The sequence below is a fragment of the Sphingomonas sp. MMS12-HWE2-04 genome, from assembly GCF_044881185.1.
GTDB lineage: Bacteria > Pseudomonadota > Alphaproteobacteria > Sphingomonadales > Sphingomonadaceae > Sphingomonas.
Genome location: NZ_CP173254.1, coordinates 1497139 through 1509339, shown reverse-complemented (window position 1 = coordinate 1509339; position 12201 = coordinate 1497139). Strand labels below are relative to the sequence as shown.

Here is a 12201-nt window from a genome sequence, read left to right as displayed (position 1 = left end):
CGAGGCCGGTGTCGACACGTTGGTCGACGACGATGTGCGCGACTGGCTCGCGCGCCCGGCGCCGCGCGCCGAGGCCGCGCCGAGCGTGCCCGCCGTAGCGGAACCGGCGCAGGCCCCCCTGCCCGATAGCTTGGCCGAGTTTATCGCCTGGCGACTGGGCGAGGACGCCCCCGAGGCCAAATGGCTGGCGCCGCGCTTCGCGCCGACCGGCCCCGCCGAGGCCGAATGGGCCGTGCTGGTCGACATGCCCGAAACCGACGATATGGAGACGCTGCTGCAGGGCGCGGCAGGGCGGCTGCTCGATCGGATGCTCGCTGCAATCGGGCTTGCTCGCGATTCGGTCCACGTCATGCCGCTCGCCTTTGCCAGACCGCTCACCGGCCGGATCCGCCCGACGACGAGCAACGATTGGTCGAATTGGCGCGCCATCAGCTCGGTCTGGTCCGGCCCAAGCGGCTGTTATTGTTGGGTCAAGCGGCGAGTCGTGTACTGGCTGAGACGAATGCCGCCGGTCCCGACAATCGTATACATGCCGTTAACCATTTTGGGGCAAGAACGGCGGTAGTGGCGAGCTATCATCCCCGTTTCCTTCTGGAGCGGCCAGCTGCCAAAAGCGAAGCCTGGAAGCATCTGCTGCTATTGAGCCGGGGGTTGGCCGAGTGAATTTGCGTTATATTCTTGCCGCGGCCGCGCTTATCCTGCCCGCCGCTGCCCATGCCGACGACAGTGGCGCGACCGCAGGCGGCGGCGCGCCTGCGATGGTGCGCGACGGCGACGGCATTCCCGACCAGCTCGATAGCGACCAACGCGACGGCTATCGCAAGGTCTTCGCCGCGATCCATGCCAGCCGTTGGAGCGATGCCCAGCTCCAGCTCGATTCGATGAAGCCCGGCCCGCTGCACGCGATTGCGCGCGCCGAGCTCTACACCGCCAAGGATTCGCCCAAGGTCGAGCTCGCGCCGATCCTCGCGCTGCTCGCCGAGGCACCCGAGCTTCCCCAGGCCGAACAGCTCGCCCGCATGGCCAAGAGCCGCGGCGCGGTCGACCTGCCGGTGCTTCCCACCGCCCAGCGGTTGATCTGGTTCGATGGCGCGCCGGTCCGCCAGCGTGCGCGCTCGATCAAGAGCGACACCGCCGCGACCTCGGTCGCAATCGAGATCCAGCCCTTCGTCAAGGCCGATGACGGCGTCTCGGCCGAGGCGGTGCTCGAGAAGTTCGCCGCCGACCTCACCCCCGAGGCGCTGACCGAATGGCAGCAGAAGGTCGGCTGGATCTATTATACTGCCGGTGACGATGCCAATGCCGCGCGCATGGCCGCCAAGGCCGAGCTTGGCGTCGGCGACTGGGCCGCGCAGGGCGATTGGGTCGCCGGGCTTGCCGCCTGGCGCCAGCAGGATTGCCAGGCGGCCGGAACCGCGTTCGAGCGCGTCGCGACGCGCGCCGGCGATACGGAACTGCGCACCGCCGGCCTCTATTGGGGTTCGCGCGCCGACATGGCCTGCGGCCGCCCCGACAAGGTCTCGGCCAAGCTCAAGATCGCGTCGCAATATGGCGAGACCTATTATGGCCTGCTCGCCCGGGCATCGCTGGGCATCGAAGACAAGCCGATCAAGGGCGAGCGCTTCGTCGCGGCCGACTGGACCGCACTCGAGCGGCGCCCCAATGTCCGTGTCGCCGCCGCGCTGAGCGAGATCGGCGAAGACGACCTGGCCGACGAAGTGCTGCGCTATCAGGCCAAGTTCTGCAATCCGGGCGATCACGCCGCGCTGTCGCGCCTTGCCGGCCGGCTCGACCTCGCCTCGACTCAGCTCTGGCTGTCGCACAACGGCCCGGCCGGCGCGAAGCCGCTGCTCCAGGCACGCTATCCTTCGCCCAACTGGACGCCTGCGGGCGGCTGGCGGGTCGACAAGGCGCTGGTCTATGCCCACACGCTCCAGGAATTGCGCTTCAATGCCGAGATCCGCAGCGCGGCGGGTGCGATGGGGCTGATGCAGGTCAAGACCGGAGCGGCGATCGATGTCGGCCGCCGGCGCGGCGTTACCTATGCCGCCTCGGACCTGACCAAGCCTGCGGTCAACATGGAAATCGGCCAGTCCTATCTCGAGCAGCTGCGCGACCAGCCTTTCACCGGCGGGCTGCTGCCCAAGGTTATCGCCGCCTATAACGCCGGTCCCAGCCCGGTGCAGGCGTGGAACGCAGGCATGCGCGACAATGGCGATCCGCTGCTCTATATCGAGAGCATCCCGTTTTGGGAGACGCGCGGCTATGTGATGACGGTGCTGCGCAACTACTGGATGTACGAGAATCAGGAGGGCCGCAAATCGGCCAGCCGCTCGGCACTGACCCAGGGGCTGTGGCCCAAATTCCCGGGCATGCCGGGGGCAACCTCAGTCAAGATCGGCGGGCGCACGCTCTCGATGCGCACGATCCCGGCCCAGGTCGCGCGTGGCAATTGACGAGACGATCGCGTTCCGGCCGGTCCGGATCGCGGTTCTCACCATCTCCGATAGCCGGACGCTGGCCGATGATCGCTCGGGCGACCGCCTGGTCGAGCGGCTGACTACGGCGGGGCACATCCTCGCCGACCGCGAAATCGTCACCGACGATGTCGAGCATATCGTCGCGCGGCTGCACGGCTGGATCGACGACCCGGCGATCGACGCTGTGCTGACCACCGGCGGCACCGGCGTCACCGGCCGCGACGTTACCCCCGAAGCACTCGCGCGCGTCTGGGACAAGGAAATCCCTGGCTTTGGCGAGCTGTTCCGCTGGCTGAGCTATGCCAAGATCGGCACCTCGACGATTCAGTCGCGCGCCACCGCCGGCGTCGCGCGCGGCACCTATCTGTTCGCCCTGCCCGGCTCGACCGGCGCGGTCACCGACGCGTGGGACGGCATCCTCGCCACCCAGCTCGACATCCGCCACAAGCCCTGCAACTTCGTCGAGCTGATGCCGCGCCTTACCGAGCGCTGATCATTTCTTCGCGCGGGTCTTCGGAATTTCCTCTTCGAAGAACGTCGCCAGCTCCTCGAGCTGGTTGTTCCACCAGGCGAGCACATCGGCGAAGTTGTTCTTGTTGAGCCCGCCGATCGTCGCGAGGTCATAGGCGACGACGAATTCGCCATTCGGGCGGATGAACGCCTGCAGGAAGCGCTTCTGCGCATTCCACTTGTTTGCCAGTTCCAGCGTGTTCTCCGGCGCCTTCTCGAACGCCGATTCGAAACGCAGCGAATCGCATTTCACGTGCTCGGTGCAACCATAGAAGAACAGGCTGAACTGATAGGGGGCGACATTGCTCTCGATCATCGGATCGCCGTCACGGTCCTTGCTCAGCTTGGGCTCGAACTCGGCCTTTTCCATCGCTTCGACGACGGTGGCTGGCGCACTCGCGCATACCAGGTTCGCGGCGCAGGGTGCCGCGTCTTCGGCCGCGGCGGGCACGGACAGGCACAGCAGAAAGCCGGCCGCAGCCGGGAAGGTCAGACGCATCGATCGATTCCCCCAATAGGACGCCGCGAGCCTTAGCGGCGCGCGCGTTCGGCGTCACTCGGGCTCGTTGACGAACACCCCAAGCTCGTTGCCGGCGGGATCGCGGAAATGGAAGCGGCGGCCGCCCGGATAGGCGAAGATCGGCACGCTGATCGTGCCGCCCGCCTGCGTCACGCGATCGAGCATGGCCTCGAGATCCTGCACCTCGACGATCGGCAGCACCTGGGGAATCGCCTGGTCCTGGCTGCCATTGATCCCGAGATCGACGTCACCGCCGGTGGTCGCCGCATATTCGGGGCCGAAATCGGTGAACGTCCACCCGAATGCGCTTGCATAGAAATCGCGCGTCCCCGCGACATCCTTCACCGGCACTTCGACATAGCTGATCCGCGGCATCACTTTCTCCATTGTTCTTGCTATGTTCTATGCGCCCGACTAGCCTTTGGCAATGGCAAAGACTCGCCCCGTCCGCGGCGCCACCCATAATCGCGAGAGCACGCGCTTCAACCTGCCCTCGACGGAAGCCGATGGCGACTGGCTCGACACGCGCGAGGACGTGGACGGGGCACTGCCGCCCCTGCGCACCACCGTGACGATCGAGAAACCCAAGACGATCCTCACCCGCAACAGCTCGCCCGACATCGCCTTCGATCGTTCGGTGAACCCCTATCGCGGCTGCGAGCATGGCCTGCGTCTATTAACGACGCTTGCTTAAGTAGGATCGTTGCTATCGCCCCACTTGCAGACATTCGATAGCACCTGCATGAAGGTCAGATGCTTCTTGGACTGCTTGTCTTGATTGGCATTGTGATAGGCGTTTCCCTGATCGCCGGCGCGATAGCGGCCGTTAGCCACGCTGCTACAAAGAGTAGCGCTTTGTCGATGGCGTTAGGAACGCTGACCATACCAACTCTGCTCTGCGCGTCGTTCGGATTTTGGGTGCTTACAATGGAAGCGGACGACGCTCCGCCTGGAGCCGTTTTCTTTGGTAATCTGACTGCGCTTGCGGTGGTCACGCCGATCGCGCTGCTCGCTAGTCGTCTTACGGTTAAGTTCCTAGCCCAACGTGCTTCGCGGAACGTCCGCTAACCCCCCAGTAGACATTCGCGGCGGGCCGCACCTGTTGACCGTCCCGTGTTGCGCCGACAGCGCACGTTCTCTATACGTTCCGCATGGCAGGTGATAGACCTCAGCGCGGCGCGACCGGCAATCGGGCGAGCACGCGCTTCAATCTGCCTCAGCGCGACGTCGACGGCGACTGGTTGGACGAGCGCGAAGCGATAGACGGCCCAGTTCCCCGCCCGCGCGCCACTGTTCAGGTGCTGCACCCCAAAACGATCATCTCCTACAACAAGAGTCCGGACATACCCTTTGACCGGAGCATAAATCCGTTTGGGGGTTGCGAGCATGGCTGCATCTATTGCTTTGCGCGCCCCAGCCACGCCTATCACGACCTGTCCCCCGGGCTCGATTTCGAGACGCGGCTGTTCGCCAAGCCCGATGCGCCGCTGCTGCTCCGCGCGGCGCTGGCCAAGCGCGGCTATGCCTGCCGGCCGATCGCGTTCGGGACCAACACCGATCCCTATCAACCGATCGAGGCAACGTGGCGGATCACCCGCGGCTGCATCGAAGTGCTCGCCGCGTGCAACCACCCGATCACGATCACCACCAAGTCCGATCGGGTGACGCGCGATATCGACCTGCTCGCGCCGATGGCGGCGAAAGGGCTCGCCGCGGTGATGCTGTCGATCACCTCGCTCGACAGCCGGATCGCGATGACGGTCGAGCCGCGTGCGCCGCATCCCGAAAAGCGGCTCGCGGCGGTCCGCAAACTGAGCGATGCGGGCATCCCGGTCTTCGTCTCGATGGCGCCGGTGATCCCTCAGATCACCGATCACGAACTCGAACATATACTGGAGCGCGCCGCTCAGGCCGGCGCGCGCGGCGCCTTCTTCCTGCCGGTGCGGCTGCCGCACGAAGTCGCGCCGCTGTTCCGCGCCTGGCTCGACACCCATTTCCCCGATCGCGCCGCCAAGGTAATGGCGACGATCCAGTCGATCCGCGGCGGCCGCGACAACGACCCCAATTTCCACACGCGGATGCGCGGACAAGGCCCCTGGGCCGAGCTGCTGCGCACCCGCTTTCAGATCGCCACCCGCCGCTATGGGCTCGACGGCGAGCGGCTGAAGCTGCGCACCGACCTGTTCCGCCCGCCCGCCGGGCCACAGGGCGAATTGTTCTAGCTTAGCGGCACATCGTCTCGAGCGGCGGCCGCTGCGGCGCTGGCGGCACCGGCTTGCCCTGCGCGGCTAGCGCCGCCTCGAGGTTCGGCGGGCCGGGCGGCAGCGCCGGATCGACATCGGCGCGATAGTGCGGGTCGCGCTCGGCCTCGGCCAGCGTCACGAAGCGGAAGCCCTTGCGTACATAAAGCGCGGTCAGCTTGGGCAGCATGCGGGCGTCGAACGCACCGAGATGCATCAGCAGTACATAGGGGATGTCGCGACCATACAGGCTCTGCGACATCGCCCGTGCGCGATCGGCCTGCGCCTCGGCCCCGGCGAGCCAGCCTGCCTCCATCTGCGCGATCGCGCTTTGGTCGCCCTTGGCCGCGCAGCGGGCATAGGCGTCGTTATACGCCCAGTCGTCGAACCCCATCGTCACCGCGGCGACCTTGTAGCCGCGGGCCGCGAGCAGCCGGCGCACCGCGGTGCGGCGCGCGCCGTCGCCTTCCGCCAGGAAGGGATAGCGAAACCAGTGCCAGTCACCCTTCCCCATCTTCGCCGCCAACACCGGCTCGTTCCTGACCAGTTCCTCGACGAACTGCGCGTCGGTGAGGTCGCCGAGCGCCGCGTGCCGCCAACCGTGATTGCCGAGCGGCAGGCCGGCGCGCCGCCACGCGTCCAGCACCGGCGCAGACGCGGGCTCCTCCGCAAGCTTGCTGCCGTTGATGAACCCGGTGGCGGGCGCATGCGCTGCCTTGAGCGCCGCGATGATCCGATTGGCAACATCGATCCGCGTCACCCCCGGCGGCAGCGCGGCGTGCGAGGGAAGATCATCGAAAGTGAAGGCGATCGCCGGCGCCGGTGCCCGAGGTGCAGCCGCCCGGCCCCTGTCGCGCGATTTGGGTGACAGCAGCGAGAGCGGCACCAGCGCGGCCATTGCCCGGTATCCCGCCATCGAGGGATGCAGCCCGTCGCCCGAATCGAGATCGGCACGCAGCCGGTTCGGGTTGGCCGGATCGCGCATCGCCGCATCGAAATCGATCACCGCGTCGAAATTGCCCGGCGCGCGGATCCAGGCATTGACCGCAGCGCGATCGGCCTCATTGGCGGCGTCAGGATGGTAATAGCCAGAGGCGCCATCGGGCATGATCGTGCCGCCGATAACCTTTATCCCCTTGGCCCGCGCCCGCGTCGCGATCTGCTGGAGCACGCCGACCATTTCGCGGACCAGCGCGGCGTGCTGCTCGGGCGTCGCCGGCGCGTCGCGCGTCAGCGTGCCGAGATCGTTGATCCCTTCGAGCACGATGAGATGGCTCACCCCCGACGCCGCCAGTATCTCGCGCTCGAACCGCGCCAGCGCATTGGGCCCGAGCCCGTCCAGCCGCAGCCGATTGCCGCCGATCCCCGCATTGAGCACCGCCATGCCGCGCGTCGCCGGATCGGCGCGCATCCGCGCCATCAGCGCGTCGGGCCAACGCTGGTTGGTATCGGGCGGTACGCCATAGCCGTCGGTGATCGAATCGCCGAGGATGACCAGCGCCGAAGCGCCCGGTGCATCGACTTCGACCCCGCCGATCACCAGCCAGCGCGTGATGGTCTTAGCGCCCGCGAGTTCCGCCGCGGCGACCTGATCGCCGTGGACCAGATAGCTCGTCGCGCGCGCCCCGGGATGCCCGGTCTGGCGATCGGGAGCGCTGGGGAGATAGAGGCTGATCGCGAGGTCGTCGCCTGCCTTCACCGGCAGCGCGACGGGGTCGGACCAATATTCGGCGCCTGCGGGTATCGTCACCCGCGGCGATCCGTTGAAGCGCAACCGGTGCAGCGCAGCGGCGTCGATGCGCGACGTGCGATTGTTCACCGATCGCGCGACGCTGGCGGCGTCGATCGCCAGCGGTGCGTTGCCAAAGGCATTGGAGAGCCGGACCCGCAGCTGCCTGCCACCCAGCGAGACGCGCACGACTTGGCGCAGCGTCGCATCGGCAAGATCCCCGGCCGCCGTCAGCGCATCGCCGCTTGGCGCCATCTGCGCAGTCGCCCATGCCGCCACCCAATGTGGCCGCGGCTGCGCCGAAGCGGGGACAGTGCCCCATAGCAGCATCAGCGCCAGGACAAGCGCGCCTCTCCTCATCCTCGCCTCCACCTTTATGGTAGCGATACCATAGCCTTGCAGCAGGGACTGGCAACCGAGCATCGCACGGATTGCTACGTAGGGAGCGAGGCCTTAAGCGTCGCGGGCCTTTTAGGAGTTTCGATGCGCTTCCTATTCCTTGCGTTCTGCACCCTGTTCGTTCCTGCCGCGGCGCTAGCCCAGACAAGCGCGCTGCCCACCGGCAAGCTCCCCGATACCGCCGCGCCGACGGCCTATCGTGTCGACATGACGATTGTCCCGGAACGGGCGCGGTTCAGCGGGCACACCGAGATCGACGTCGATCTCAAACAGGCTGCCTCGGCGCTCTACATGCACGGCCGAAACCTGCACGTGACGCGCGCGGTGGTGAAGATCGCGGGCAAGGAAACCCCGGTCACCTTCACCCAGAAGACTCCGCAGGGGCTGGCAGAGGTCCAGTTCGGCAAGACAGTGAAGCCGGGCAAGCTGACGCTGAAGTTCGATTACGACGCCGCCTTTGCCACCGGGCCGGCCGGGCTCTATCATCTCAACATCGCCAATCGCTGGTATAGCTGGACGCAGTTCGAATCGATTGACGCTCGCGGTGCCTTCCCCTCGTTCGACGAGCCTGGGTTCAAGACGCCGTTCACCGTGTCGATCACCACCAAGCCGGGCTTTGCCGCGATCAGCAACGCGCCCGAGATCGGCAAGGGCAAGCGCAAGGGCGCGCTGGTGCGGCATGACTTCATCGCCACCAAGCCGCTGCCGACCTATCTGATCGCCTTCGTCACCGGGCCGTTCGCGGTCGCCGAGACGGTCGTGCCGCCGACGCCGCAGCGCGAGAAGCCCCTCCCGCTACGCGTGGTCGGCACCCAGCCCAATGCCGCGCAGCTCAAATTCGCGCTGGAGGAATCGGGCAAGATCGTCGCGCTGCTCGAACGCTATTTTGATCAGCCCTTCCCGTATCCCAAGCTCGATCAGATCGGCTCGCCGGTAATGCCCGGCGCGATGGAGAATGCCGGCGCCGACATCTATGGCGACGGCATCCTGTTCCTCGACGAACATGCGCCAAGCGACGACAAGCGCACCTTCGGCATGGTCGTGGCGCACGAACTATCGCATCAATGGTTCGGCGACCTGGTGACCCCCGCCTGGTGGGACGATATCTGGCTCAACGAGAGCTTCGCCAACTGGATGGGCTATCGCATCGGCGACGAATGGCGGCCGGGCCTCAACGTCGAAGTCGACGGCATCGCCGAGGCGTTCGACGCGATGGAGATCGACGCGCTCGCCGCCGGCCGGCCGATCCACGAGCGGATCACCCGCGACGCCGATATCGACGCGGCGTTCGATCAGATCACCTATGGCAAGGGCGGCCAGGTCGTCGCGATGATCGCGGACTATCTTGGCGACGAGAAATTCCGCGACGGCGTGCGGCTGCACATGCAGCGCCACAGCTATGGCAATGCCACGACCGACGAGTTCTTCGGTTCGCTTGCCGACGCTGCGCACGATCCGCGGGTGCTCGCCTCGCTGCGCAGCTTCGTCGATCAGCAGGGTGTGCCGCTGGTGACGCTGCATCGCGGTGCCGATGGCTATACCGCCACCCAGCAGCGCTACGCCTATTTCGGCACCAACGCGCCCGCAACGCAGTGGATGATCCCCTTCTGCGTGCGCCGCGCGGCGGCACGCAACTGCACGCTGCTCGACAAGCCGGAAATGGCGATCGAGACCGCTGCCGGCGACGGCGTGCTCGTCCCCAATGCCGGCGGCTGGGGCTATTATCGCTTCGATCTCGACCCCGCCGATTGGGACGCGCTGATCGCTGCGACGCCGACCCTGCCCGAGCCCGAGGCGCTGGCGGTGACCGACAGCCTGTGGGCCGGGTTTTATGCCGGCAAGCCCTATCTGCCCAAGCTCATCGCCTTTGCGAAGGCGGCGGGCGGCAGCCCATCGACCAAGATCGCGCTCGAAAATGCGCAGCGCCTTCAGGGGCTCGGCAAGGGCGGGTTGCTCAGCGACGCCGCGCTGCCGGGCTTCCGCACGCTGATCGCCAGCATCTATGCGCCGCAGCTCGCCAAGCTCGGCTTCGATCCGGCGCTGGGCGCCTTCGCCGCGGACGATGCCGATCGCAAGCAGCTGCGCAGCGAGCTGGCGGAGATCGTCGCCGATGCCGGCCATGATGTGGCCGTGCGCGCGAAGCTGACTACCGCGCTGGATGCTTATCTGGCGGGCGATATGAAAGCGCTCGATCCCGAATACGGCCTGCTCGCCGCCATGATCGGGGTTCAGGATCGCGGGCTGCCGTTCGCCAAGATGCTCGTGACCAAGGGGCTCGCGGCACCCGGCCCGATCCGCGAGCTCGCGCTGCGCGCCGTCGCCACGTCGGACGATCCCGAGGTCGCGCGCTGGTTCCTGCAGGAGTTCAGCGATCCCAAGCTCGACGGCAAGGAGCGGCTGAAGTTCGCGGGCGTGTTCCTGCAAACGCCGCGGACGCGCGACCTCGCTTTCACTTATATGATCGTGCATTTCGGCGACTATTCGAAACCTGGCAGCGGCGGGATCTTCTCCGGCAGCACGGCGAAGACCTTCGAATCGCTCTGCTCGACTGCGCAGGCCGATCAGGTCGACGCCAAGCTGCGTCCGCTGCTCGCGCAGGACAGCACGCTCGGGCTCGATCGCACGCTCGACAAGATCCGCAACTGCGCGCGCTTCCGCGACGCCAAGGCTGGCGAAGTCAGCGCTGCGTTCGCACGATAGGCCGCGGGGACTTCAGGCTGCGGCCAGCCTGAAGTCCTTATATTGCGCGCGGATCGCGGTCTTGAGCAGCTTGCCGGTGGCGGTGTGCGGCAGGCTGTCGACGAAATGGATCTCGTCGGGCAGCCACCATTTGGCGACATGCTCGCCGAGATGCGCCTGGATCGCCTCGGCGGTCACGTCGCTGCCGGGCTTGCGCACCACCAGCAGGATCGGCCGCTCTTCCCAGCGCGGATGATGCACGCCGATCGCCGCCGCCTCGGCGACGCCGGCGCAGCCGGTCGCGGCGTTCTCGAGCTCGACCGAACTGATCCACTCGCCGCCGGATTTGATCACGTCCTTGGCGCGATCGGTGATCTGCATCGTTCCGTCGGGATGCAGCACCGCGACATCGCCGGTGTCGAACCAGTTGTCGGCATCGACTGCGGGCTCGGACTCCCCGAAATATTGGCGGACGACCCACGGCCCGCGCACCTGCAGCCGCCCCGAGCTCACCCCGTCCCGCGGCAGCAGCGCGCCTTCGTCATCGACGGTGCGCAGCTCGACGCCGAACGGCACCTTGCCCTGTTTCGAGACCTGGTCGACCTGCGCCTCGAAGGTCAATTCGTCCCAGTCTGGCGACGGCGCCCCCATCGTCCCGATCGGCGAGGTCTCGGTCATCCCCCAGGCATGGTTGACCCGCACGCCCATCTTCATCAACCGCTCGACCATCGCGCGCGGCGCCGCCGATCCGCCGATCGTCACGATCTTGAGATGCTCGGGCGCCGTGCCGGTGGCGTCGATATGCTGGAACATCGCGAACCAGACGGTGGGCACGCCGGCCGAATGCGTCACCTTCTCGCGGTTCATCAAGTCGCAGAGGATCGCCGGTTCGTTGACGGCGCTGAACACCAGCTTGAGACCCACCGCCGCCGCCGCCCAGGGAAGCCCCCAGCCGACCGCGTGGAACATCGGCACGATCGGCATCGCCACCGCGCGCGTCGACAAGTCGAACTCGTCGGGCTGCAATTCAGTGATCGCGTGGAGCACGGTCGATCGGTGGGTATAGATCACGCCCTTGGGGTTGCCGGTGGTGCCGCTGGTGTAGCAGACCATGCACGCGTCGCGCTCGTCGCCTTCTGGCCAGGCATAGTGGGCGCTCTCGGGGGCCAGCAATGCATCGAAGGCCCCGTCATCGAAGCAGACATAATGCTCAATCGTCGTCCAGTGCGGCTTCAGCCGTTCGACGATCGGCGCAAAGGCCTTGTCGTAGAGCAGCACCCGATCCTCGGCATGGTTGCCGATAAAGGCGAGCTGGTCGTCGAACAGGCGCGGATTGATCGTGTGGATCAGCGCGCCCATCCCCGCTGCGCCATACCAGGCGACGAGGTGGCGGCTATGGTTCATCGCCAGCGTCGCGACGCGGTCACCCTTGGCGACGCCCAGCCGCTCCAGCGCCTGGGCGAGCCGCCGCGCGTCGTGCGCGATGCCTGCCCAATGGGTCCGGGTCTCGCTGCCATCGGCCCAGCGCGTGACGATCTCGCGCGGGCCATGCTCGCGCTCGGCATGGTCGAGCAGCCGCGTCACCCGCAGCTCGAAATCCTGCATACCACCCAGCATCGCTCTCTCCACGGTCTTTTGCGTGAA

At 66.8% G+C, this 12201-nt stretch carries 9 protein-coding genes and 1 pseudogene; 6 read left to right on the top strand and 4 right to left on the bottom strand.

The window, feature by feature from the left end:
• The first annotated feature begins 180 nt into the window (after positions 1 to 180).
• From AB2M62_RS06750 to moaB, 3 genes are read left to right on the top strand one after another with little or no spacing between them, the layout of a single operon-like run.
• Entirely contained in the window at positions 181 to 663 is a 483-nt protein-coding gene (locus AB2M62_RS06750; RefSeq protein WP_404338733.1) for a uracil-DNA glycosylase family protein, read from the top strand.
• Positions 660 to 2456 (top strand): lytic transglycosylase domain-containing protein, encoded by a 1797-nt coding sequence (locus AB2M62_RS06745; RefSeq protein WP_404338731.1) that lies wholly within the window; start codon positions 660 to 662, stop codon positions 2454 to 2456. Before AB2M62_RS06750 ends, AB2M62_RS06745 begins: the two co-directional genes overlap by 4 nt.
• A complete protein-coding gene (moaB, locus tag AB2M62_RS06740; RefSeq protein ID WP_404338729.1) occupies positions 2446 to 2973 on the top strand; it encodes a molybdenum cofactor biosynthesis protein B in 528 nt (175 codons plus the stop codon). Before AB2M62_RS06745 ends, moaB begins: the two co-directional genes overlap by 11 nt.
• Here moaB and AB2M62_RS06735 read toward each other — a convergent pair whose 3' ends face one another.
• Together AB2M62_RS06735 and AB2M62_RS06730 are read right to left on the bottom strand one after the other, a co-directional pair.
• On the bottom strand, positions 2974 to 3489 hold the full coding sequence (locus tag AB2M62_RS06735) for a YbjN domain-containing protein (protein ID WP_404338727.1): 516 nt from the start codon (positions 3487 to 3489) through the stop codon (positions 2974 to 2976).
• A gap of 54 nt (positions 3490 to 3543) precedes the next feature.
• Positions 3544 to 3885 (bottom strand): VOC family protein, encoded by a 342-nt coding sequence (locus AB2M62_RS06730; protein WP_404338725.1) that lies wholly within the window; start codon positions 3883 to 3885, stop codon positions 3544 to 3546.
• A 52-nt stretch (positions 3886 to 3937) separates the two neighbouring features.
• On the opposite strand from AB2M62_RS06730, the pseudogene AB2M62_RS06725 reads away from it, so the two are divergent.
• Together AB2M62_RS06725 and AB2M62_RS06720 are read left to right on the top strand one after the other, a co-directional pair.
• Positions 3938 to 4177: pseudogene (locus tag AB2M62_RS06725) on the top strand (radical SAM protein); the annotation flags it as partial.
• Between the two features lie 484 nt (positions 4178 to 4661).
• The gene (locus tag AB2M62_RS06720; protein WP_404338723.1) at positions 4662 to 5732 is read left to right on the top strand and encodes a PA0069 family radical SAM protein; all 1071 of its coding nucleotides are present in this window, start codon (positions 4662 to 4664) and stop codon (positions 5730 to 5732) included.
• A 1-nt stretch (position 5733) separates the two neighbouring features.
• Here the strand turns inward: AB2M62_RS06720 and AB2M62_RS06715 are convergent, their stop codons facing one another.
• Positions 5734 to 7839: a GDSL-type esterase/lipase family protein gene (locus AB2M62_RS06715; RefSeq protein WP_404338721.1), complete on the bottom strand. Its 2106-nt coding sequence runs from the start codon at positions 7837 to 7839 to the stop codon at positions 5734 to 5736.
• A gap of 123 nt (positions 7840 to 7962) precedes the next feature.
• Between AB2M62_RS06715 and AB2M62_RS06710 the strand changes: the two genes are divergently transcribed.
• Positions 7963 to 10578, top strand: coding sequence for a M1 family metallopeptidase (locus tag AB2M62_RS06710; protein WP_404338719.1), 2616 nt, complete (start codon positions 7963 to 7965; stop codon positions 10576 to 10578).
• 12 nt (positions 10579 to 10590) lie between these two features.
• Here AB2M62_RS06710 and AB2M62_RS06705 read toward each other — a convergent pair whose 3' ends face one another.
• On the bottom strand, positions 10591 to 12174 hold the full coding sequence (locus tag AB2M62_RS06705) for a long-chain fatty acid--CoA ligase (protein WP_404338717.1): 1584 nt from the start codon (positions 12172 to 12174) through the stop codon (positions 10591 to 10593).
• Between the last annotated feature and the right edge of the window lie 27 nt (positions 12175 to 12201).